The sequence below is a fragment of the Pinirhizobacter sp. genome (genome assembly GCF_036499745.1).
In the GTDB taxonomy this organism is placed as follows: Bacteria; Pseudomonadota; Gammaproteobacteria; order Xanthomonadales; family Rhodanobacteraceae; genus Pinirhizobacter.
Genome location: NZ_DASYDG010000012.1, coordinates 1 through 23,323, shown reverse-complemented (window position 1 = coordinate 23,323; position 23,323 = coordinate 1). Strand labels below are relative to the sequence as shown.

Below are 23,323 nucleotides of genomic sequence, written 5' to 3'. Positions count from 1 at the left end.
CTCATCCTGCGCTCAACCGTCCGAGCTGGCCAGTCGCTCCTTCAGGAAGTTCAACAACGTACGCACCCGCGCCGGCAGGTGCTCCCGGCTCGGGTAGATCGCGAACAGTTGGCGCGGCTCGGCACGCCAGTCGTCCAGCGCGGTCTCCAGCCGCCTCTCGGCGATTTCTGCGCGCATCATCACGCGGGGAGCCAGCACCACGCCCACGCCTCGCAGCGCTGCGTCGATCAGCATCAGGCTGTTGTCCGTGCGGAAGTTGCCGTGAATATCCACGGTCTGCGGGCCGCCAGGTCCGTCGAAGTGCCAGCGCATGGCGTCACTGCCGAACAGATAGGGCAGGCAGTTATGAGTGGACAGGCCCGACGGATGTTCGGGCTTGCCCTGCTGGCGCCAGTAGTCCGGTGCCGCAGCCAGGACGCGGTGTATCACCATCAGCGGCATCGCGACCAGCGAGGAATCATCGAGCCGCGCCTGGCCGCGCAGGGCTATGTCGATGCCGTCACGTACCAGGTCGACGGGCCGGTCCGCCAGCCTCAGCTCAAGCTCAATGCCCGGCTGCGCCACGTGAAAGGCATGCAGGTGGTCCTTGAGGAAGGTCAGTGTGAGCGACACCGGCACCGCCAGCACCAGCCGGCCGGAGAGCTCATCACGAGCCGCGCGAATCGCACCCAGCGTGCGCTCAGTGTCGTCCAGCACGCGCCGGCAGTAAGCATAGAAGCGCTCACCGGCCTCGGTGAGCTGCATGCGTCGCGTGGTTCGTGCAAGCAGGCGGCTCCCAGTGCACTCCTCGAGATGCTGGATGTACTTGGTCACCATTGCCGGCGAGTAGTTGAGATCGCGTGCCGCCGCGGCGAACCCGCCCGTCTCGACAACTCGACAGAAGCATTGCAGGGCCAGATGTCTGTCCATGGATCTTCTCCTGTGGGCCGGTTGAAGGACGCTAGATGAAGTTCCAACGGCCTGAGTATTACCCACGTGGCTTCAGGCGCCACTTAACCCCCTGTAGGAGTCGTGAGATGAATTCGAAGATACTCGTTGCTGTCGCGGCCACCTTGGTGTCCACCGGGACCTTTGCTGCCGACGTGAAGTCCATATCGAGGCTCGCATTCGGCCCCGACAATATTCTTTTTGTCGCCGACTGGAAAGGCTCCCAGGTGGAAGCACTGACGTTACCGGCGCCTTTGCCCAAGATGGGCGAAGGAACCTTCAACATCGTCGACCTGGAGGCGTTGCTGTCCAAGTCGCTCGGTGCCGGCAAGATCACGGTCGAAGACATGGCGGCTCGCCCGGGTTCGGGCGAGGTGTACCTTGCCGTGAGTATCGGCGCGAACAAGACGCCAGCGATCGTTGTAGTCACTTCCGACCAAAAAGTGCGCGAGCTCGACCTTGCGGGCATGAAGTCGACGGCGGTAACACTGAAGGATTCGGACGAATCCAAGTACGAGTTCTGGAAGCAAACGCCGGAGCGCAGCTTCACGGTCACGGACATGAAATGGCACAACGGCGAGTTGTTCGTGGCAGGTCTGTCGAACCAGAACTTCGCGTCGACGCTTCGTCGCATCCCGTACCCGTTCACCGACAAGCAGACGATGACGTCGGTGGAGATCTACCACACCACGCACAACCAGGTTGAAACGCGCGCTCCCATTCGCGCGATGTCGTTCGCAACGCTTGGCGGAAAGCCTTACGTCGTCGCCGCGTATACTTGTACGCCGCTCGTGACCATCCCGCTAGAGGACTTGAAGGACGGTGCGCACGTCAAGGGAAAATCCATCGCAGAACTGGGCTACGGAAACACGCCCGCGGACATGATTTCGTACAGCGCAAATGACCCGGGCGGTAAGCCGAAAGACATGCTTATGCTGCTGAATTACCAACGCTCGGCCAACATCATCCCGGTCTCCGAGGTTGAGGCTGCGAATGAGAAGCCTGGCATCGACAAGCCCGTGCCGGCCGGTGAAATCGCTGGTGTGCAGGAGGCCCAGGCAGCGCTGGTAGGGGCCACCCGCATCGACAACCTCGACGACCACTTTTTCATTGTGGTGCGCCGGGCGCTGGAGACGGATGACCTGCAGTTGGTGTCGATTGACAAGGCCATGCTTTTCCGGCTGACAGATTTCGTCTCCGAGTACGACTTTCCGCAGTACAAATACAACAACAATGCGTTCCAACTGAAGTACTTCAGGCCTGCCCATGACATGCTGATGAAGCAGGAAGGGTTTCCCGAATTCATCAATACGCACAATTAAGGAAGGTCTGATGAAGGCGTCGCTCGCTCTGTGCACTCTGATCCTGTGGACAGCGGCCTCCGCTCAGTTGGTCGCTGCCCAGGCGGCGCCGGTTGCCGTCCAACCGTCAGGGCAAGAAGTACCAGCGAACCTGTTGCGTATCTCCCTGGTATTCGCGCAGCCTGTTGGAGAGCCAGTTCTGCCGCGGTTGGCACTGCGTCAGTCCAGCGGCAGTGTCATCGACAAGCCTTTTTTGGAACAGGAACTCTGGTCCCCCAGCGGCAGGATTTTGACGGTGCTTCTACATCCAGGGCGCGTAAAGAGCGGTCTTGTCGCCCATGACACCGTCGGGCCTGTACTCCACGCTGGTGAGTTGGTGGTACTGACGTTGGACGGTCAGGAAGTCAAGCGCTGGAACGTGGGTTCGAACGACCACGATGGCCCGCGCCCATCTGGCTGGCATGTCGGTAGTCTTCTTGCGGGCACGCGCGCGCCGCTCGTGGTGGAGTTGGATGCACCCATCGACGGTCGGGATGTCGACTACCTCGTGGTTACGAACTCGAGTAATCTCCGAATCCAGGGGCATGCCCGGCTAGACGTTGGCGAAAAAAGATGGACCTTTACGCCCGACGATCCCTGGGCTGAATCGCGGTACACGCTGGCCGTCTTTGGCAACCTCGAGGACGCCTCCGGAAACCGCTTGAACGGACATTTCGAGTCGCCCGGGACTACGCCTGAGTCGGCAGCTGCCGACCTCTCCATCCCTCTAGCGGTTGGGCAGGACTAGGCCCCTCGTCCGACTCTCTCCGATGCGTTCCTTGACGGTTTGGATAATTTTGTGGTCGGGTTTTACGTCGGCCGCGGCTGGCGCTCAGGATGCGAGCTCCAACTCCACTCAGGGTTCGTCGGTGCAGAGTGTCGCGGAGCGGCCAGCATTGCTCGGCAATCGTTGGCAGGAAGACTGGTCTGCGCTGGCTGATCCGTCGTTGCGTACACAAGGGGGCGACACGCTGAAGTACATTTCACTGAGTTCGGGCGATCCGAAAACGTATCTTTCGCTCGGCGTGAACTTGCGTGAGCGAACCGAAATGTCAGACGCGGTGGCCTTCGGCCTCGGTAGCAGTCCCAACGCTACCTATCTGCTCAAGCGTTTCCAACTTCATGCGGATATACGCTTCGCCAATTACTGGCAAGCCTTCGTTCAGTTCGAGGATGCGCACACGTTGGGCAAGCAGGTGATCGGTGGCGCTGATCGCAATTCCCGGGATCTGCGGCTTGCGTTCGTCGCCTACGCTCGTCCATTGGCTGACGGCATGTTCAAGGCCCGCGTCGGACGGCAGGATTTCGCCTTTGATCTCCAGCGCTTTTTGTCGTTGCGCGACGGCCCGAACGTGCGGCAGTCGTTCGACGCGATCTGGGCTGCCTTGGAAATCGGGCCGTGGCGGTTTATTGGTCTCCTGAGCCAGCCAGTGCAATACAAGGACGGGCACCCGTTCGATGACACGTCCAACCGGCACTTTCGCTTGAACATCCTGCGTGTGGAGCGCTGGCTGCAGGGCGGTGGGGAGTTGTCGGCGTACTACGCGTTGTATAGTCGCGACAACCCACGGTACCTAGATGCTGTCGGCAATGAACGGCGCGATATCTATGATGTTCGCTACGCGGGTCAGCAATCCGGCGTGGACTGGGATCTGGAGGGCATGGCACAACGTGGTCGCGTCGGTGCAAAGGACATCGATGCTTGGGGCACGGGAGCGCGTGTGGGCTACACCTGGTCGAGCGCCTTGTCGCCGAGGCTCGGGCTGCAGGTCGATGCAGCCTCGGGCAACCGCCGCCGTGGCGATGGCACGCTCAGCACCTTCAATCCACTGTTCCCGAATGGCTATTACTTCACGGCGGCGGCCTTTACCGGCTACACCAATCTTGTTCACATCAAGTCGGGGCTGACAGTAAAACCCACGACGGAGCTTGTCGTCATGGGGGCGGTCGGTTTTCAGTGGAGGCAAACGACAGCGGACGCCATCTATGTACAGCCAGATATTTCACTACCCGGAACGGCGGGAAGCGGCGGTCGTTGGACTGGCGCCTATGGGCAAGTGCGTGTCGACTATGCTTTCAACGCCAACGTTACTGGCACGGTGGAAGCCGTGCACTACGACGTCGGTCGCACGATACGCATGGCCGGTGGACGTGACGGCGATTATGTTGGTGTCGAAGGGAGATTCACGTGGTGATGATCCGAAGCGGACGAAAGCGCGTGCTGATTGACGCCCACATCCGACTCGAAGGAGCCACGCTGCAATGGGCCAATTACAACGAAGATTCGGCCATCATCAGTTCGTCGCCACTACCGTCTCATCCGATGTGCCCTGCAATGCCATGGTGGCGGCGTCCGCGGCAGTCTGTGCACCGTTCAGCAAGACGGTGATCGTGCGGCTGGTGCCCGCACCGCTGCGAAGGGTCACATTGACCACCTGGCGAGCGGGCTCTGGATGGCGAACGACCGCGGAAGAAAAACGTGCCAGGCAGGCTGAGAACCCAACGTCGTCCACGTCACAGTAAGCCATGCGCGTCGCGCCAGCGACAATGGGCGTGGTTTTGGCGGTACAGGCGGAGGGGTCAGTCCCCATGCAGACAGCTTCGACCTCCGTAGTTGCGATACTGCTGGCGCTCAGGTGCGGTGCTTGCCAGTTCTGGCGCGCCTGCTGAACCGTCGTGGGTGCGATTGAACCTCCAATCTTCCGAACGTCGGTTAGGGATGTCTGTGCGTGGCACAGGGGAGCGACGAATAACGTCGCCATGGAAGTAGCGGCAAATACGGTAGGGAGGGTTCTCATGGTCGTTGCTCGCAGCCGCGGCCCGTATTCATAGCCTCCGCCCCAAACCAGCACCTGTCAATTGGAAACGTGCGCCAACCGGTGACCTGGTGGCTGGCAGACGTTCTCCATTACACGATTTCGGCAAAGCCCGGACGGTTCACCTGGCCATGCGCCGTCACGACTGCAATTGTGAGATGAGGGCGCGGCCAGCCGGCCCGGGAAGCGCGTCTTTGCGATAGACCACATGCATGGGGAGAAACACTTCCTTCATTTCGGGCGACCACGTCGATGCACAGCCTGATCCGCGAAGCATGATCGTGATCCTGCAGCCTGGCGGTGGTCCATGGAATTACAGCTTCGAGCCGCCATCCACCCGAATGGTGTCGCCCGTGATCCAGCGGGCATCGTCGCATGCCAGGAATGCGATGACGCCGGCGATGTCTTCCGGGGTGGCGAGGCGTTTGAGTGCCTGCATGGACAAGGCGCCTTCGCGACCGGCTTCGGTCTTGGTGAAGTTGGACATGTCGGTGTCGACCACGCCAGGTGCCACTGCGTTGACGCGGATGCCGCGTTCGCCCAGGGCCGCCGCAAAGTGCTTGACCAGCGTATCGACGGCGCCCTTCGTGGCGGCGTAGGCCGACAGCGTTCCGGCGACCGCGCGCGCGACCAGCGACGAGGTAAAGATAATGGTACCGCCCTTGCACATGGTCGGTAACAGCTGTTGGACCAGAAAATAAGGTGCGCGTACGTTGACTGCGAATAATTGATCGAAGTCTTCTACTGTCAACTCTTCGATGGATGCTGCTTTGGACACACCGGCATTAGCCACGAGAATGTCCAGGCGATCGCCCACGATGCCGCGGACATGCTTTGCCAGATCATGTGGGCCATCCGGCCTGCTCAGGTCGGCGCCAACCTTCTGGGCACGGCCGCCGGTGGCAATGATGTCGTTGACCACGGCATCGGCTTCTTTCTGCGAGCTGCCGTAGTGGACGATGACCTGAGCGCCTGCCTTCGCAAGTGCAATGGCGGTGGCACGGCCGATGCCGCGCGATGCCCCGGTCACCAGGGCGGTTTTTCCGGCAAGCGTAGTCATGTGAAGGGTTCCTGTCGTTGATGAGAGGCGCGTCAGGCCGTTTCTTCGATTGAATCGACGCGATCCGAATAAAAGGCAAGGTGGCTTTTGATCATTACGGAGGGTTGCGCTTGCTGGTTCATGATTGATCCTCCTGAGCGGGCGAAGTGGCTCATTTCGCCAGGGGTCGTGTGGCTGTGGGCGGGACGGGAGTCAGGCGTTAGTGCCGCCGTCAACTGTCAGGCTGGCGCCGGTGATGTAACCCGCCTCGGGGCCGGCGACGAACGCCACCATCGCAGCGATGTCCGCAACCTGACCATAGCGCTTCAGTGCTGTGTTGGCGATCTGCGGTGTTGCCCAGTCGCCTTCGGCGGGATTCAGGTCGGTGTCGATGGGACCAGGCTGGACATTGTTGACCGTGATGCCGCGGGACCCAACCTCACGCGACAGTCCTTGCGTGAACATTTTCACCGCGCCTTTGGTCGCGGCGTAAGCCGCCAGGCCGGGCGTCATACTCCGCTCGCCCACGCAGGAGCCGATGCTGATGATGCGACCACCATCCGATAGATGCTTGAGTGCCGCCTGCGTGGCGATAAACACGCCGCGCAGGTTGATATCGATCACCGTGTCCAGCTCTTCCTGGGTAGCTTCTTCGAAGGGCTTGGGGATGGCGGTACCGGCGTTGTTCACCAGGATGTCGAGTCGGCCGAAAGCCTTGATGACTTGTTCCACCGCGGCGTTGACAGCCTTGGCATCGGTCGCATCCGCGTGGATCGCGATGGCCTTTCCGCCGGCGCCTTCGATGTCCTTTACCACCTGGGCCGCGGCAGCGGAACCCTTGCTATAGGTGATCGCGACGCTGGCGCCATCGGCGGCCAGCCGCTTGGCAATGGCCGCGCCGATGCCGCGGGAGGCGCCGGTAACAAGGGCGGTCTTGTGGGTCAGGTTTGCCATGAGGGTGATCCTTTCAAAGCAGTTGGGGCAACGCGGCTATTCCGCCACGGCCCGAAATATGAGCTTGGATGGCGCGCTTTAAAAAGACTTTGTAAGCTGACTCCCATGCCTGAAAGGCATGGCATAGGAGTGGGCCCATGGAACTGCGTCATCTGCGCTATTTCATCGCGGTCGCCGAAACGGGCAGCCTGACGGTGGCCGCCGAACGGCGACTACACACATCGCAGCCCTCGTTGAGCCGGCAAATCAAGGATCTGGAAGATCAGGTTGGCGCGGACCTGCTGATCCGCAGCGCGCGTGGAATCACCCTTACCGAAGCGGGCAAGGTGTTCTTCGAGCACGCGCGGATGGTGTTGAGCCAGGTAGACATCGCCATCGAGGCGGCACGCAGGGCCGCGCAACCGAGTAAGCAACGCTTTTCGCTCGGGTTTCTCACTGGGCAGGAAATGACCTGGTTGCCGGAAGCCATGCACATTCTCCGCGCCGAACTGCCCAACATCGAGGTCACCGTTTCAAGCGATTACTCCCCGGACCTGGCCGAATCGCTGGTGCGCGGCAAACTCGATCTCGCCTTCCTGCGTGCCGAGCCCGATTACGATCTCGCGTATCACCCGGTCACACACGAATCACTGATCGTATTGATGCCCAGTGATCATCCCCTCACATCCCGCAAGACGATTCGCCCCAGGGATCTGGTCGGTGAACCTTTCATCGGCATCGGAAAAAAAGCGACGGTGTTGCAAGCGGTGATCGGCGACTACCTGACGCGCTCAGGTGTGGAAATGACGCCCGGGCAGCTGGTGGACAATCCGGCGATGGTGATGTCGCTGGTGGCTTCAACGCGTGGTGTGGCGCTCATCCCCACGTATGTGGAGAACCTGATGCCGTGGTCCGTGGTTAGCCGTCCGCTGGCCGGCGAAGTGCCCACCATTGACCTGGTGGTGGGCTACAGCAAAACGAACACCTCCCCCATCCTGAAGATGTTTCTGGCGCATTTGGACGACTTGATCGCGCGGGTGTCAAAGCTGCAGAAGTGAGTTGAAAGCAAAAGTCAGGGATCGCCCACGATTACGCTTATGACGATGGTGAAGGTGGGGATACCAGTCCCCGGCCCCGGCGACGCGCCAGGCCCATCCCCGGAAACCCGCGACTCGTCCCCGGGCCTGTGTTTTTCATCCCTTCGCGGATGAAACCATGGCCAGGGCACCACATGATCGGCGGCAACCACCGGAGAACCGATCATGGACCGCCGCACCCTGCTGAAGACTGCCCTCGTCCTGCCGTTATGGCCACTGGCCACGAAGGTGGATGCCTTCGTCACCGGCGGTGGTCGCTGGCTGAAACCGGGCGCCCGGGGATGGCCCACGGACGCTGACTGGGATGCACTGAACAGCCAGGTGGGTGGGCGCCTTTCCATTCCGAAGAACCCGCTACTGGACCCAGTCACCCGCGAGGAAGCGCTGGCCCACATCGGTAACCAGTTCTACGTGGGCGACCAGCCTGGCCTTACCCAGACCGGCGCGTATTACCGGGCATGGACATCCACCCCCAGCGCGCGGGTATTGGCTGCCGAGAGCGCGCAGGACATCGCCACGGCAGTCACCTGGGCGCGGCGTCACCGCGTACGGCTGGTGATCCGGGGCGGCGGCCACAGCTATCTGGGCGCATCCAATGCACCTGATTCGCTGCTGATCTGGACCCGCCGGATGAACGCAGTGCAGATGGCCGACGCCTTCGTTCCGCAAGGTGCGCGGGCAGGCTTCGCCACGCAGCCGGCCGTCCACGTGGGTGCCGGCGCCATGTGGATCGATGCCTATCACGCGGTCACCACGGTCGGCGGCCGCTATGTCCAGGGCGGCGGCTGCACCACCGTGGGGTGTGCAGGCTTCACCAACGGCGGCGGCTTCGGAAGCCTTTCAAAAGGCTTCGGTACCGGCGCGTCGAACCTGCTGGAGGCCGAGGTCGTTACCGCGGATGGGAACATCCGCGTGGTGAACGCCTTCCAGGATCCGGACCTGTTCTGGGCGTTGAAAGGCGGCGGCGGTGGCAGCTTCGGGGTGATCACCCGGCTGACCTTCCGAACCCACGAACTGCCCGAACTTATCGGCGGGGTGCGGGGAACCCTCAAGGCGGATAGCGACGAGACATACCAGGCACTCGTGGCGCAGCTGCTGCGCCACTTCCGCGACCACCTGTGCAACACGCACTGGGGTGAATCGATCGAATTCCACGGTGACGGCCACCTGGACCTTTCGATGATGTTTCAGGGCCTGGGCGAAGATGAAGCGAAGGCCGCATGGCAGCCGTTGCTGGACTGGGTGGCGGCACGGCCGTCATACACGTGGGTCAAGCCGTTCTGGTTGAAGGCCATGCCTGCGCGGCACTTCTGGGACCTCGGCTTCTACCAGAAGCTTGGCCTCAACTTCGCGGTGCCGGACGACAGGCCGGGGACGCCGGCTTATCACATGATGTGGGCGGGCGACAGGGAACAAGTAGGTACGTACCTGCATGCCTACACCTCGGCATGGCTGCCCTCGGAGTTGCTCCAGGGTAACAAAGTGGAAACCCTGGCCACGGCGATCGTCGAGGCATCGCGCGAGCTGGGCTTCGCCCTCCACTTCAACAAAGGCCTGTACGGGGCGTCTGCGCAAACGCTCGCCCAGGCCCGCGATACTGCCATGAACCCCGAGGTGCTGAATGCTTTTGCCCTGGCCATCATCGCCAACGGCGGCCCGCCCGTGTTCGAGGGCTTGCCGGGAGTCCATCGCGACGAGGCGAAAGCGCAGCGGGGCGCCGAGGCAACGCAAAAGTCGTACGCCAGGCTGACCCAGGTCGCCCCCGGGGCAGGGGCCTACTTCTCTGAAAGCGACTTTTTCCAGAAGGATTATAAGAAGGCTTACTGGGGTACGAACGTTCCGCGCCTGGCTGCAGTGAAGCGGAAGTACGACCCCGAAGGGATATTCATGGTGCGAAACGGGATCGCATGAAAGATGCCAGTGAGGAGCACATGCGTGGCACGTCGTGCACGATAGAGATCAACGTGCCGCTGGAAGAACCATCTCACCGTCTTCCTTGATGAAGGATGCTGGCTGTCGGTCAAGCAGATCGAGCACTGACTCCGATGGCCTGCACAGCCTGACGCCCTTGGGCGTGACCACGATCGGTCGGTTGACCAGGATGGGATGGGCGACCATTGCGTTCAAGATCTGATCGTCGCTGACACCTGGCTCGAGCAAACCAAGCTCGGCGGCGGGCGTGCCTTTTGCACGAAGGAGATCGCGCGGCGCCTTGGCCATGGCACTCAGAAGCTTGTCCAGCTGAGCCCGTGTCCAGCCGGTCTTGAGGTACTCAACGACGGTCGGCTGGTACCCGGCAGCGCGGATCATCGCCAGGGTGTTGCGCGAGGTGCCACAGTCCGGGTTGTGATAGATCGTGATGGAGAAGTTGTCGCTCATGCTGCTTGTTGCTCCTTTAGAAGCCACTGGAACAGAATGCTCGCCGTGACGGCGCCGACCAGCTGGGCCACGATGAACATCGGCATCGAACCCGGTGCGATCCCGGCGAAGGTATTGGACAGCGATCGCGCGATCGTCACTGCCGGGTTGGCGAAGGAAGTCGAGGCAGTAAACCAATAGGCCGCAGTGATATAGAGCCCAACGATCATTGGTGTCGCATCCGGCTTGAAGCGGATCGAGCCAAGGATCGCGGCGATTAGGCCGAACGTCGCCACGAACTCAGCGAATGCCTGGGCCGGACCGTCGCGCAGTTTGGTCGATACCTGGAGGATCGGCTCGGCGAACATGGCATGTGCCATCCAGACGCCGAGAACTCCACCGATGACCTGGGCGGCAATATAGATGCCGGCCATAGGCCAGGTGATCTCCCGCCGAAGGGCAAAAACGAGCGTCACGCCCGGGTTGAAATGGGCGCCGGACAGCGGGCCGAAGATCGTGATCAGCACGACCAGGCCCGCGCCGGTGGCGAGCGTGTTGCCCAGCAGCGCAATGGCGACATTCCCACCCGCCAGCCGCTCGCCCATGATCCCCGAGCCAATCACGACCACCAGCAACATTGCCGTGCCGAGCGCTTCGCCTGTAACGCGACGAAGCATAGAGAAAGCCCTCAGCGGCGGTTCCAGGCTGGCCGGGGCCATCAGCAGCAGGCTGGTGCGCGCGCAGGTTTCGCGTCGGTTACCGGGGGCGCGCAGCACGCCACCTTCGATTGGGCAGAGAGAACGACGTCCGGCTCGTCTTCGCCGTAGGTGATTGCCTCGCCGAAGGTGTGGAAAGTTTCCCAGCGCAGGCCGTTCGGATCATTGACCCAGGCCTTGTCCGATTGAGCGTAGCAGCAGGTGGTCGCCTCCTGGTCGCGGGTGACCTCACCGGCGGCCTTCAGTCTGCCCGCTAGCTCCCCCAGTTCTTCCGAACTCTCCACCTGGATGCCCAGATGGTCGACACCGGTGACACGGGCACGATCGGAAATGGCGAAGTTGACCCGTGGATCGTCGAGCATCCACTTGGCGTAGTCGTCTTTTATAACGTCGGGTTCGGCGCCGAATAGTGTGGAATAAAAGCCGATGGACGTGGCGAGGTCTTGGACGGCGACATGGACATGCAGGCGCTTCACGAAATGGCTCCTTCGGGTTGGGTGCAACAGGCGGTGCGGGCCGCCACATCGGCGATGGGCGCACACACCTCCGGCCGGCCCTGGCAACAGTCTTCCATCAGATAGACCAGCAGATCACTCATGCAGTCGTAGTCGGCGGCGTAGATGATCGAGCGGCCGTCACGTCGACTGGCTACGAGGCCGGCGTTTGCCAGGATCGTTAGCTGGGCCGACAAGGTGTTTGGGGGGATTTCAAGCGTTCGGGCGATCTCCCCAGCGGCGAGGCCGTCCCGGCCGGCCTTGATCAATAGGCGGAAAACGGCGAGCCGGCTTTCCTGGGAGAGGGCGGACAGGCGTTTGATGGCTTCATTTGATTCCATATTTCCAATAATATTGAAATATAGAAACAAGTCAACCTTGATCAGAGCGAGTGGCGACTACCGGATCCCCGCAAAACGACCATAACAGGCAAAATAAGCGGCTGACCACGTGCGATTCCCCTCCGGGCATCCCACATCGTGCCGCTTTACTCGATACGGATCACGCTCTTGACCACCACACCACCGGCTGATGACGCCGATACCGCACTGCTGCAACGCTTACGCGAAGCGGCGCAGCTGCTTGAATCGGTTGCGGCCGATCGACTATTGCTGGACAGGCTCCCGGCAGAAGACCGCCAACGCCTGCATCAGGCGGTGGCACAGGTCTATCACCCCGACCCGGGTGAGCGTCGGATCAAGTTGAAGGCTGCCCAGAAGGCGAGGCATGCGTCGAAGATCCAGGCCGAGGACACCGTGCTGAACCAGACCGGCATTCGCGCTCTGCGCCGCAAACCGGTATTCACCACGCCGAACGTGTTTGCTCCGCAGGGCTTCGAGGCGAACGACATCACGCCCGATGCCGATGCCGCGCAACCGCGCGAATCGATCGAGCCCAAGCACTGCTATGTGTGCAAGCAGAAATATTCGGCGATCCATTTCTTCTACGATCAGCTGTGCCCCACCTGTGCCGCGTTCAACTACGCCAAGCGCACGGAACTGGTTGACCTGCGCGGTCGCGTCGCGCTGCTGACCGGTGGTCGCGTGAAAATCGGTTATCAAGCCGGTCTGAAATTGCTGCGCGCTGGCGCGGAACTGATCGTCACCACGCGCTTCCCGCGCGACTCGGCGGCACGCTACGCCGAGGAACCGGATTTCGGCGAATGGGGCCATCGCCTGCAAGTCTACGGACTGGACCTGCGCCACACGCCAAGCGTCGAAGCATTCTGCCATGAACTGGTTGCCACGCGGCCGCGACTGGACTTCATCATCAACAACGCCTGCCAAACCGTGCGCCGCCCACCCGATTTCTACGCTCACATGATGGAAGGGGAGACGGCAGCGCTGCACGACATGCCCGAACACGTTCGCAAACTGGTGGGTCACTACGAGGGCTTGCGCGGCTCCAATATCCTGCCAGAGGCCGGTGTTACGGCGAACCCGCTGGCCAGCCGCGCCACGGACCTTCCCGGCCTGACCCGCGCTGCCGAACTATCCCAGATGCCGTTGCTGCCCGAAGAGCTTCTGGCGCAGAGCCACCTGTTCCCCGAGGGCAGGCTCGACCAGGACCTGCAGCAGATCGACCTGCGCGAACGCAATTCGTGGCGTTTGCTGATGGCCGAAGTACCCTCGGTGGAATTGCTGGAAGTGCAGCTGGTCAATGCCATCGCGCCATTCATCATCAATGCGCGACTGAAGCCGCTGATGCTGCGCACATCCGAACGCGACAAGCACATCGTCAACGTGTCTGCGATGGAAGGCCAGTTCTACCGCAACTTCAAGACCACGCGCCATCCACACACCAACATGGCGAAGGCCGCGCTCAACATGATGACGCGCACCTCGGCTACCGATTACCACAACGACGGCATCCACATGAACAGCGTCGACACCGGCTGGGTGACCGATGAGGATCCGGCCGGGCTGGCAGCGAAAAAAGTTTTGGAAGAGCGTTTCCACCCGCCGCTGGACATCGTGGACGGCGCTGCGCGTATCGTGGATCCAATCATCAGTGGCATCAACACCGGCGAACACGTGTGGGGGCAGTTCCTGAAGGATTATCGACCGACCGACTGGTAAGTCTGGATGGCATAGGCGTTCACTGGCATGAAAAAGCCAAAAACGATTGCGACGGTAAGCCCCGGCATCCGCATCGGTAGCGCCGGCTGGTCGATCCCTTCCAGGGAAGCAGGCCTTTTTGCGACGGACGGCAGTCACCTTGAACGCTACGCGCAGGTCTTCTCCTGCGTGGAGATCAACACATCGTTCTATCGTTCGCACCAGAAAAAAACGTATGTTCGTTGGGCGAACAGTGTGCCTGATACGTTCCGCTTCAGCATAAAAATGCCGCGTACCATCACTCATGATCTACGGTTACGGCAATGCGAAATGCCCGTACGCATTTTCTTCGAGGAGGTAACTTCCCTCGGGAATAAGTTGGGCTGCATACTCGTTCAACTGCCCCCCAGCCTTGCGATGGATGAAAATGACGCTACGGTCTTTTTCTCCTTGCTACGTGACTTCACTTCAGTCCCCATCGTTTGCGAACCGCGCCACTCGAGCTGGTTCACATCCCTTGGCAGCTCCGTGTTAAAAGACGGGGGCGTTGCATGCGTACAAGCGGATCCTTCGCCAGTACCCGGTGGCGACTGCGAAGGAGATCCAGGGCTGCTCTACATCCGCCTGCACGGGTCGCCACACGTATATTACTCAGCTTACGACAAAGCATTTCTCGAGGGCGTAGCTGCGCAGATACGTCTGGCCCGGAAGATGAAACGTGACGTCTGGTGCATCTTCGATAATACGGCCCGCGGTGAAGCCGTGCCCAATGCGTTGACCTTGCTGGAGCTACTTGACGAGAGCGTGTTCCCATCGTGAGATGGTTCGCGTTTCATGCCAGGCTATGTGCCGAAGCGGTGGCCGAATAGCCCGGATGCTCCCCGGCACCCAATGATCCTGAGAACCCCGGTTTCGCGGCCAGGAATGACAAGGGCCTGGCGCTGGCGCTGGAAAGGGCGAAGACCACCACGAACTACGCCGGCTACCTCTACGCGTTGCGTGACTACACCGCCAGCTTCAACGATGGGCATCTCGGGTTCTTCGTGCCGGACGGGGTGGAGAACCCTCATCTGGACGTGCGCTGGCCGGTCCGTTGGTGCGTAAGCTTCGGCGGCAAACTTCCGCCATCGACACGAGTGTGCCGCATGATTGTGGAATATATCCGCTACCACACCCCTGCACAGGACGCCGAAGCATGACTCAGCCATCAGTGCCAACCCTTTATGAATGGGCCGGCGGCAACGAGGCCTTCGAGCGGCTGACAACAGTGTTCTACGAGCGTGTCACCACGGAGCCCTTGCTGGCTCCGCTGTTCGCCCATATGGCGGCCGATCATCCGCGGCTGGTGGCTGCTTTCATCGCCGAGGTGCTCGGTGGCCCGGCGTTCTACAGTCAGGAGCGGGGCGGACACCACGCGATGATCCTGCAACATCTGGGCAAGCATCTGACGGAAAGCCAGCGCACGCGATGGATGTCGTTGATGCTGGAGTGTGCGGATGCCATTGGGTTGCCGGACGACCCGGAGTTCCGCTCGGCCTTCGTGGGTTATCTCGAATGGGGCACACGGCTGGCAGTGATCAATTCCCAGCTGGATTCACTGCCTGACGTCGATTCCGCCATGCCCGCCTGGGGCTGGGGACCCGTGGGCGGCCCTTACCAGGGGTGATGCCAGGCCGCGGGCGCCAGGGTCAGGTTATTCTTCCGCCGCCGCTTCGCGACCCTGCTGTCGGATCAGCGCTTCTTCACGGGCATCGTTGATGGACTGCCGGATACTGTCGAGATCCACCTCGGATTCGTCTGGCTCGAACTCGCCGGTCAGTTCCGAATCCGGTCGCAGCTCACCCGCTTCGAACAACGCCCACATCTCTTCGCCGTACCACGTCTCAAATAGGTCCGGTGCCCAACGTCCAAGATGCGCCGTGAGGTTGTTGACGTCACGCAACAGCATCGCGCGCGCCGCATTGTTGCCCGCGGCACTGACCACTTGGGGAAAATCGATTACTACCGGCCCATCCGGGCCGACCAATACGTTGTACGCGGACAGATCCCCATGAATCAGCCCGATACACAGCATCCGTACCACCTGCCGCACCAGCACACGATGGTATTCACGCGCCGTCTGCGCACTGAGTTCAACCTCACCCAGGCGTGGTGCGGAGAAACCTTCGGCGTCGGTAACCAGTTCCATCACTAGTACACCGTGGAAGTAGCCATACGGCTCAGGCACACGTACACCAGCGAGGCGCAATTGGTAGAGCGCATCGACCTCGGTGTTCTTCCAGGCTACTTCCTGCTGCTTGCGACCGTACTTGCTGGCCTTGCCGATCGCACGCGCCTCCCGGCTGCCTCGTACCTTGCGACCTTCCTGATACTGCACGCGCTGCTGGAAGCTGCGTTGGGCCAGGTCTTTGTAAACCTTCGCGCAGCGTATGTCGTCGCCGCTGCGGACAATGTATACCGCCGCTTCCTTGCCACTCTTGAGTGGTCGCAGCACTTCATCGATGACGCCGTCTTCTATCAGCGCCTGCAAGCCTTGGGGGGTCTTCACGGTGTCTCTGGGAGCGATTGGCGCCGCGAGGGCGGCCATTAACCGCCAAGTTTCGCATTTTCGGGTGCGAGTTGCCATCGTGAGATGGGCGGCGCCTGATTCGTCGAATTATTTCGGTGTGAGGTGGTACAGGCCGCCGGAACTGGCGTCTTCCAGTAGCCAGAGCGAGCCGTCCGGCGCTTCTTCGATATCGCGGATGCGTTTTCCGATGCTCCAGCGCTGGACCGCGGTGGCGCCGCCCTTGCCGTCAAACGTGACGCGAACGATTCCGAGGCTGGCAAGGCCGCTGATCAAGGCGCTGCCCTTCCAGTGAGGGAACAGGCTGCCCTTGTAGAACATCAGGTTGCCCGGCGCGATCACCGGCGTCCAATAGATCACTGGCTTGACCAGGTCTGGCCGCGTATCAGGGCTGGGAATGGGTACGCCGTCATAGTTGACGCCATAGGAGACCAGCGGCCAGCCGTAGTTCTTGCCACGCTGGATCAGGTTCAGTTCGTCGCCGCCGCGCGGCCCATGCTCGAGTTCCCACAGTCGACCATCGGGACCGAAGGCGAGGCCATAAGGTGTACGGTGGCCGGTACTCCAGGTTTCCGCCGGCGTCAGGTTTGGACCGGGGAACGTATAGGTGCTGACCACCGGCGCAGTCTTGGCTGCCTCGGTATTGGCTGGCGGATCGATCAGCGGAATGGTGCGGGCACCGACCTTTCCTGCCCACGGATTGCCTGGCGCGGGTTTGCCGTCCAGCGTCAGCCGCAAGATCTTGCCTACCGGTTGGTCCGGATCCTGCGCGGGCTTGAAGCGCTGGCGGTCGCCCACCGTCAGGAACAGATACTTGCCGTCCGGTGAAAAGGCGACCTGGGCGCCGGGTTGACCACCCTTGCCCGGGGGCATCTGGTGCCACAGCACTTCGAAGCCATCCAGCCGCGGCTGCTCGCCATCGAGCACGAGCCGACCCCGGCCCAACGCCAGGCCCCCACCATAGGCACCCGGTTCGACATAGGTGAGATACACATGGTGGTCCGTGGCGTAATGGGGTGAAAGGAAGACGCCGTGCATGCCGTCCTGGCCTTCAAAATAGCTGGATGGGACGCCCTTGATTTCGGTCTTGGCGCCCTGCGGAGTCACCAGATCGACGCGGCCGACCTTCTCGGTCACAAGCATGCGGCCATCGGGCAGGAACGCGATGCGCCAAGGCAGATTGAAGCTCGCCACTTTCGTGATGGTGAAGGGAAGGTCGGGGTCGGATTTCTGTTCGCCCGCATTGGTCTGCGCATGGGCGGCGCCTGTTAGCAGAACCGCAAGAAAAAACCCGCTTGCCAGCTTCATCATTTGCATCTTTCCTTGCGAACGAATGACCCGGGACATCATAGCGTTCTGGATGCCGCCTCGGTGTGATGGTTTCTTGGAAAGCGCGCATACTCGTCAGGGGCCGAGGGACATTCCTAGTCGAGGGGAATATGGAAGCCAACGATGTTCAACGACGCGCCATCCGCGTCCGTGCAAATGCATACCTGGCGGTCACGCTCGCGACCATCCTTGCCGCGACGCCTATCGCTGCCGCCGCTGCGGGCCTGCAGCGTGCCAGTTCGGGGGAGGACCGCAAAACCCTTGAGGGCAGGTACGCGGATGCGCTCCAGTCGAGCGTCATGCGGCACTGGGTACCTACCGATAGCGACCGTGGACACTGCAGGGTATACATCAAGCAGGCTCTGGGTGGCGAGGTGTTGAGCGTCCATGCGGACCCGGGCTGTACGTTTACCAGCGAGCGGTTAGAAGCCGCTCGGAAGGCCGTATTTGACGCCTCGCCTCTTCCGTACCGGGGGTTCGAATCGATATTCCGGGCTGACCTTACCTACACGTTCAAGGGGTGGCGGTGATCCTCGGAGCGTGGATGCAACCATTTGTGTTTATTCGGGCACTACCCGTCTTCGACTGTAACTTATCGCGCCCCCGGTGTTGATTGCTTGCAGTGTCACCAGGTGAGCGTTGATGGAAAACAGGGTTCGATATACGCGTGTTGCGATGCTGCTGCACTGGGCGATTGCACTGTTGATCATCGCCAATATCGCCCTCGGCCTGAGTGCTGCACTGCTGCCACCATCGATATTGTCCGATAGGGGTGCGCGCATGGTGATCGACACGCACAAGTCCATCGGCATCACGGTGCTGGGGCTGGCCATCTTGCGCGTGCTGTGGCGGTTGACGCATCGGCCGCCGCCGCTTCCGAGCGTATTTGCTGGCTGGGAAAAGGCTATGGCGCACGCCGCGCACGTCGCGCTTTATGTGCTGATATTCGCACTGCCCCTTAGCGGCTGGATGCACGACTCGGCGTGGATAGCCGCCCAATCGCATCCGATGTACTTGTTCGGTCTGGTGCCATGGCCGCGTATCGGCTTTTTGCTGCATCTGGATCCTGCCCTGAAAGATCAGCTGCATACGCAGTTGGGGACGTTGCATACGGCGTGCGGTTATGCGCTTTACGCGGTGCTGTCGCTGCATATTCTGGGCGCGCTCAAACACCAGTGGATTGACCGCCACCCGGTGCTGGGGCGGATGCTGTAAAGGATGTTGATGGAAGCGTCCCTTTCTGCTCTCGATCGTGCGCGGGCGATGACCTCGCCACGCATCTCGCCCGTGCGTACTCCGCCGATCAGCGTACTGATCCACGGTGGCGTGATGGCGCTGTGGCTGGTGTTGTTCGTGCGGGCGTTTTTTCTGAATGGCGTTGCTGCCTGGTCCACCGGTATTGCGTATGCCACATACGACACGCTGCTGCTGGTCTTCGTAGCGTGGCAATCACTCTCGCTGGTGAGGCCGCTGTCACCGGTTGCGGCCAGTCACCCCGCACCGACGCTGGGCGTGGTCGTTGCCGCGCATAACGAAGCGGCGGTATTGCCGATCACACTCAATGCGTTGCTCGGCCAGACCTTCGTGCCAACCCAGATCGTGATCGCCGATGATGGATCGACCGATGGTACCGGCGCACTGCTGGCTGAGCGCTACGGCCTGGTCGACCCCGGTGAGGGCAGGTTGAGCGAACCGAGTCCGTCCTTTCCCACGTTGCGCTGGTTGCGCATGCCACACGGTGGCAAGGCGCGCGCCTTGAATGCGGCGATCGTCTTGATAAATACCGAGACGGTGATGACCGTCGATGCGGATACGCTGCTCGAACCAGAAGCATGTGCGGCGATATCCCACGCGTTCGCCGTATCGCCAAACCTGGTGGTCGCGGCAGGGCTGCTGTCGCCAGTCTGCAGCCGCACGGCCAGCGGTCGCTTCTTTCAGTGGTTCCAGACCTATGAATATATCCGCAACTTTATTTCCCGCTATGCGTGGATGCGAGCGCATAGCCTTCTGCTGATATCCGGCGCGTTTGCGTGCTTTCGACGCGAGCCCTTGTTGACTGTCGGTGGTTTCGATCCGGATTGTCTGGTGGAGGATTATGAGCTGATTCACCGGCTGCGTCGCTATGCCCTCGACTGCGGTCTGGACTGGGACGTACGCGTGATCGGCGGCGCCAGGGCGCGCACTGATGCACCAAGCACATTGCCCAGTTTTCTGCGTCAGCGGCGGCGCTGGTTCGCAGGCTTTTTGCAGACGCAGTATTGGTATCGCAGCATGATCGGCAACCGGCGGTACGGTCTGCTCGGTACGCTGATGCTGCCGGTGAAGGCTTTTGACACGGTGCAGCCGCTCTATGGATTGACTGCCTTCTTCTTGCTGCTCGCCTTTCTCTTTGGCGGCCACGTCGCGATCGTGCTGCCGGTGTTGTTCATCATCCTCGGCAAGATCACCATCGATCTGACGTTTCAGTCCTGGTCCGTGCATTTGTACCGACGCTGGACTGGCGACAGTACAACCTCAAGTTTCGGCATGGCATTGCTCGCGTCGGTCCTGGAGCCATTTTCATTCCAGTTGATGCGTCACGGCGGTGCGGCACTTGGCTGGCTATACTTTTTACTCAGGCGTAGCGAGTGGGGCACCCAGCACCGGGAAGGGCTCAATTCGGCCGAGGAAGGACATTAGTTCACGGCGACGTGACCTATGGCAGGAGGAGGGGCATGACCTTCGGCCTACCATAGGATGGCTGTCATGTCGGGTAGGGGCTCCGTTCATCTGACCGGGATCCTTCACCCTGAGCGCAGACCTGCCCGGAGAGCCTTCGTTGAAAACCACATCCTTCGCTTGCACCTTACTGGCGCTCGCCGCCATGCCCGCCTTCGCCGACGTTGCGCCGCCGCAGGATGTCCCGTTCAACGGCAGCCTCAAGATAGCCGTGGACGCCACTGATATCGCCCATCGCGTGTTCCGCATCAACGAAACGATTCCGGCCCAGGCCGGCCCGTTGACCCTGCTGTACCCGCAATGGTTGCCCGGCGCGCATTCGCCAGGCGGCCCGATCGACAAGCTCGCCGGGCTGGTGGTCAAGGCCAACGGCAAGGTACTGCCGTGGACGCGCGATCCGCTCAACGTCTACGCCTTCCATGTTGACGTGCCGCAGGGCGCGACCGAAGTGCAGGCTTACTTCGAGTACCTCTCGCCGCAAGACACCAAGCAGGGCCGCGTGGTGATGACGCCGGAGATGCTCAACCTGCAGTGGAACGCTGTCACCTTGTACCCGGCCGGGTACAACGCCAACCGCATCATGTCCCAGGCCAGCGTGACCTACCCAGCCGGCTGGCAGGCCGGTACCGCGCTGGAAGTGGCATCCACCAGTGGCAACACGGTGACCTACAAGCCGATTGACTACGACGACCTGGTCGATTCACCCATCTATGCCGGCAAGTACTTCAAGCGCGTGGACCTTGATCCCGGTGCGCAAACCCCGGTGCACATGGACTTCGTCGCCGACGATCCGAAATACCTGGAAATGAAACCCGAGCAGATCAAGCCGTTCCGCGACCTGGTGCAGCAGATGTACAAGCTGTACGGCGCGCATCACTACGATCACTACGATTTCCTTGTCTCGCTCAGTGACAAGATGAGCGGCAATGGCCTGGAGCACCACCGCTCCAGCGAAGACGGCACCGGCGCGGACTTCTTCACCGAATGGAACAAGAGCGCGATGAGCCGCGACCTGTTCTCGCACGAGTTCAACCATTCCTGGGACGGCAAGTACCGCCGGGGTGCGGATCTGGCCACGCCGAGCTTTAACGTGCCGATGAGCGACACCCTGCTGTGGGTGTACGAGGGCCAGACCCAGTTCTGGGGTCACGTGATGGCGGCGCGTTCGGGCTTGTGGACCGACGAGCAGGCGCGTGACATGTGGGCTTATACCGCCTCGGTCTATGACAAGGGCCGTCCGGGCCTCGCCAGCTGGCGCAATGTACAGGACACCACCAACGATCCGATCATCGGCGGGCGCGGCGGACAGCCGTACCACAACTATCAGGGCCGCCAGGAGTACTACTCCGCCGGCCAGATGATCTGGCTGGACGTCGACGGCAAGCTGCGCGAACTCAGCGGCAACAAGAAGACCATCGACAACTTCGCCAAGGCGTTCTTCGGCATGGAGAACGGCAAGTGGGACGTCAATCCCTACACCTTTGAAGACGTGGTCAAGACGCTCAACACCATCGAACCGTTCGACTGGGCGAAGTACCTGCGTGAGCGCCTGGACGGGCATGGCCCGCTGATCGGCGGACTGGCCTCGCACGGCTGGAAGCTGGTCTACAACGACAAGCCTTCTGCCGCGATCGATGCCATGGAGAAGCAGCGCGGCGTCTCCGAGCTCACTTACTCGCTGGGTGTATTGATCGGTAAGGGCGGCGACATCAGCGACGTATTGTGGGATGGGCCCGCCTTCAAGGCCGGCCTCTCGCCCGGCATGAAGATCGTCGCGGTCAACGGCAAGGAGTTCTCCGGCGATGCCATCAAAGACGCCATCACCGCCGCGGCCAAGGACAAGAGCCAGCCGGTGGAGCTGCTGGTGAAGAACTTCAACGAGTTCCAGACCCTTCGCGTGGACTACCACGACGGCCTGAAGTACCCGCATCTGGAACGAGACACGAGCAAGCCCGACACGCTCGCACAGCTCATCAAGGCTCGCTGATCGCCGATGTGGGCGCATATATGGCGGGGAATGCTTGGAGTCGGCATGCCTAAGTGCCGAATTCTTGCGATGGTTGCGTTGCTCGTTGCTGGTGTCACGACCCTGCGGGCACAACCCGTCAGCAATGACATTCTCTTCAATGGCAACGCGACGATCCTGGTCGAGGCCGACCAGCCGGCGCCCGTTCGTCACGCTGCCGAGGACCTCGCGTCAGACATGCGCAAGGTCTTCGGCAAAGCGCCCCAAATCGTCGCACGAGCACAGGACGGCGGACCGGTCGTTATCGCACTCGGGAATGAGGCGACCGGAGCGCCGGCGGATCATGACTCGACCCCGGAGGCCTTCTCGATCACCAGTGGGCCGGTTACCCTCGACAACGCGCGTACGGTCCAGGTCATTCGCCTCGCCGGCGCCGACATGCGCGGCACGCTCTATGCGATCTATCAGTTCTCGCAGGACGTGCTCGGCGTCGACCCGATGTACTACTGGACCGATCACGAGCCTGCGCACCAGACCGCTATCCATCTGCCAGCGAGACTCGACAGGCGCTTTGCACCACCCGTCTTCCGTTATCGCGGCTTCTTTATCAATGACGAGGATCTGCTTACCGGATGGGCTCCCGGGGAGGCGACGGATCACACCGGCATCTCGCTCGAGGTCTGGAACAAGATCTTCGAGACCATTCTTCGCCTTAAGGGGAATATGGTGGTGGCGGGCACATGGCCATTCGCCAACGAACCGCAGGATCGGCTCGTCGCGGAGCGGGGTTTGCTTTTGAATCAACACCACGCGACGCCCGTCGGCGTTAACTTTTCGCGCTGGCCTGCGGATGTCCCTTACAACCTGACAAACGATCCCCAATACATCGAGAACGCCTGGAAAAACGCCGTCGCCGCCTATCCGGTGGACCAGCAGATCCTGTGGGAGGTTGGCCTTCGTGGACTGT

The 23,323-nt window shown here is 61.4% G+C and carries 22 protein-coding genes; 12 read left to right on the top strand and 10 right to left on the bottom strand.

Features of this window, described 5'->3' with window-relative positions; all coding sequences use genetic code 11:
• Positions 1 to 12: 12 nt before the first annotated feature.
• Positions 13 to 909 carry a LysR family transcriptional regulator gene (locus tag VGM61_RS04455; protein WP_331521528.1) on the bottom strand — a complete coding sequence of 299 codons (897 nt, stop codon included), beginning with the start codon at positions 907 to 909 and terminating at the stop codon, positions 13 to 15.
• Between the two features lie 107 nt (positions 910 to 1,016).
• Between VGM61_RS04455 and VGM61_RS04450 the strand changes: the two genes are divergently transcribed.
• The 3 genes from VGM61_RS04450 (at position 1,017) to VGM61_RS04440 (ending at position 4,462) form a co-directional block, all read left to right on the top strand.
• Positions 1,017 to 2,249: a hypothetical protein gene (locus VGM61_RS04450; protein ID WP_331521527.1), complete on the top strand. Its 1,233-nt coding sequence runs from the start codon at positions 1,017 to 1,019 to the stop codon at positions 2,247 to 2,249.
• Between the two features lie 10 nt (positions 2,250 to 2,259).
• A complete protein-coding gene (locus VGM61_RS04445) occupies positions 2,260 to 3,015 on the top strand; it encodes an Ig-like domain-containing protein (RefSeq protein WP_331521526.1) in 756 nt (251 codons plus the stop codon).
• 121 nt (positions 3,016 to 3,136) lie between these two features.
• Positions 3,137 to 4,462, top strand: coding sequence for an alginate export family protein (locus tag VGM61_RS04440; protein WP_331521525.1), 1,326 nt, complete (start codon positions 3,137 to 3,139; stop codon positions 4,460 to 4,462).
• 99 nt (positions 4,463 to 4,561) lie between these two features.
• Here VGM61_RS04440 and VGM61_RS04435 read toward each other — a convergent pair whose 3' ends face one another.
• From VGM61_RS04435 to VGM61_RS04425, 3 genes are all read right to left on the bottom strand, one after another.
• Entirely contained in the window at positions 4,562 to 4,795 is a 234-nt protein-coding gene (locus VGM61_RS04435; protein WP_331521524.1) for a hypothetical protein, read from the bottom strand.
• Positions 4,796 to 5,396: 601 nt separating this feature from the next.
• A complete protein-coding gene (locus tag VGM61_RS04430) occupies positions 5,397 to 6,143 on the bottom strand; it encodes an SDR family NAD(P)-dependent oxidoreductase (RefSeq protein ID WP_331521523.1) in 747 nt (248 codons plus the stop codon).
• A 192-nt stretch (positions 6,144 to 6,335) separates the two neighbouring features.
• Positions 6,336 to 7,076, bottom strand: a complete 741-nt coding sequence (locus VGM61_RS04425; protein ID WP_331521522.1) for a 3-oxoacyl-ACP reductase family protein — start codon at positions 7,074 to 7,076, stop codon at positions 6,336 to 6,338.
• A 137-nt stretch (positions 7,077 to 7,213) separates the two neighbouring features.
• Between VGM61_RS04425 and VGM61_RS04420 the strand changes: the two genes are divergently transcribed.
• Complete coding sequence (locus VGM61_RS04420) at positions 7,214 to 8,113, top strand: LysR substrate-binding domain-containing protein (protein WP_331521521.1); 900 nt, start codon at positions 7,214 to 7,216, stop codon at positions 8,111 to 8,113.
• A gap of 204 nt (positions 8,114 to 8,317) precedes the next feature.
• The gene (locus VGM61_RS04415; RefSeq protein ID WP_331521520.1) at positions 8,318 to 10,063 is read left to right on the top strand and encodes an FAD-dependent oxidoreductase; all 1,746 of its coding nucleotides are present in this window, start codon (positions 8,318 to 8,320) and stop codon (positions 10,061 to 10,063) included.
• A gap of 48 nt (positions 10,064 to 10,111) precedes the next feature.
• Here VGM61_RS04415 and arsC read toward each other — a convergent pair whose 3' ends face one another.
• From arsC to VGM61_RS04395, 4 genes are read right to left on the bottom strand one after another with little or no spacing between them, the layout of a single operon-like run.
• The gene (arsC, locus tag VGM61_RS04410) at positions 10,112 to 10,531 is read right to left on the bottom strand and encodes an arsenate reductase (glutaredoxin) (protein ID WP_331521519.1); all 420 of its coding nucleotides are present in this window, start codon (positions 10,529 to 10,531) and stop codon (positions 10,112 to 10,114) included.
• Positions 10,528 to 11,286, bottom strand: a complete 759-nt coding sequence (locus VGM61_RS04405; protein ID WP_331521518.1) for an MIP/aquaporin family protein — start codon at positions 11,284 to 11,286, stop codon at positions 10,528 to 10,530. Before VGM61_RS04405 ends, arsC begins: the two co-directional genes overlap by 4 nt.
• Complete coding sequence (locus tag VGM61_RS04400; RefSeq protein ID WP_331521517.1) at positions 11,229 to 11,702, bottom strand: ArsI/CadI family heavy metal resistance metalloenzyme; 474 nt, start codon at positions 11,700 to 11,702, stop codon at positions 11,229 to 11,231. The genes VGM61_RS04405 and VGM61_RS04400 overlap by 58 nt, the downstream gene beginning before the upstream one ends.
• On the bottom strand, positions 11,699 to 12,061 hold the full coding sequence (locus VGM61_RS04395; RefSeq protein WP_331521516.1) for a metalloregulator ArsR/SmtB family transcription factor: 363 nt from the start codon (positions 12,059 to 12,061) through the stop codon (positions 11,699 to 11,701). The genes VGM61_RS04400 and VGM61_RS04395 overlap by 4 nt, the downstream gene beginning before the upstream one ends.
• Before the next feature lie 168 nt (positions 12,062 to 12,229).
• Here VGM61_RS04395 and VGM61_RS04390 point away from each other — a divergent pair, with 168 nt between their 5' ends.
• The 3 genes from VGM61_RS04390 to VGM61_RS04380 all read left to right on the top strand — a co-directional run bounded on the left by VGM61_RS04390 (position 12,230) and on the right by VGM61_RS04380 (position 15,443).
• Positions 12,230 to 13,798, top strand: a complete 1,569-nt coding sequence (locus VGM61_RS04390) for an SDR family oxidoreductase (RefSeq protein ID WP_331521515.1) — start codon at positions 12,230 to 12,232, stop codon at positions 13,796 to 13,798.
• A 27-nt stretch (positions 13,799 to 13,825) separates the two neighbouring features.
• Positions 13,826 to 14,596, top strand: coding sequence for a DUF72 domain-containing protein (locus tag VGM61_RS04385; RefSeq protein ID WP_331521514.1), 771 nt, complete (start codon positions 13,826 to 13,828; stop codon positions 14,594 to 14,596).
• 376 nt (positions 14,597 to 14,972) lie between these two features.
• Positions 14,973 to 15,443, top strand: a complete 471-nt coding sequence (locus VGM61_RS04380) for a group II truncated hemoglobin (protein WP_331521513.1) — start codon at positions 14,973 to 14,975, stop codon at positions 15,441 to 15,443.
• 27 nt (positions 15,444 to 15,470) lie between these two features.
• On the opposite strand, the gene VGM61_RS04375 is transcribed toward VGM61_RS04380, so the two are convergent.
• Together VGM61_RS04375 and VGM61_RS04370 are read right to left on the bottom strand one after the other, a co-directional pair.
• Positions 15,471 to 16,325 carry a PA4780 family RIO1-like protein kinase gene (locus tag VGM61_RS04375; RefSeq protein WP_331521512.1) on the bottom strand — a complete coding sequence of 285 codons (855 nt, stop codon included), beginning with the start codon at positions 16,323 to 16,325 and terminating at the stop codon, positions 15,471 to 15,473.
• Between the two features lie 108 nt (positions 16,326 to 16,433).
• On the bottom strand, positions 16,434 to 17,654 hold the full coding sequence (locus VGM61_RS04370; protein WP_331521511.1) for a PQQ-dependent sugar dehydrogenase: 1,221 nt from the start codon (positions 17,652 to 17,654) through the stop codon (positions 16,434 to 16,436).
• 660 nt (positions 17,655 to 18,314) lie between these two features.
• On the opposite strand from VGM61_RS04370, the gene VGM61_RS04365 reads away from it, so the two are divergent.
• From VGM61_RS04365 to VGM61_RS04350, 4 genes are all read left to right on the top strand, one after another.
• On the top strand, positions 18,315 to 18,887 hold the full coding sequence (locus VGM61_RS04365; RefSeq protein WP_331521510.1) for a cytochrome b: 573 nt from the start codon (positions 18,315 to 18,317) through the stop codon (positions 18,885 to 18,887).
• A 9-nt stretch (positions 18,888 to 18,896) separates the two neighbouring features.
• Positions 18,897 to 20,351: a glycosyltransferase family 2 protein gene (locus VGM61_RS04360; protein ID WP_331521509.1), complete on the top strand. Its 1,455-nt coding sequence runs from the start codon at positions 18,897 to 18,899 to the stop codon at positions 20,349 to 20,351.
• 184 nt (positions 20,352 to 20,535) lie between these two features.
• Complete coding sequence (locus VGM61_RS04355; RefSeq protein ID WP_331521580.1) at positions 20,536 to 22,377, top strand: M61 family peptidase; 1,842 nt, start codon at positions 20,536 to 20,538, stop codon at positions 22,375 to 22,377.
• A 69-nt stretch (positions 22,378 to 22,446) separates the two neighbouring features.
• The coding region (locus tag VGM61_RS04350; protein WP_331521508.1) for a glycosyl hydrolase 115 family protein at positions 22,447 to 23,323 on the top strand (877 nt) is incomplete at its 3' end.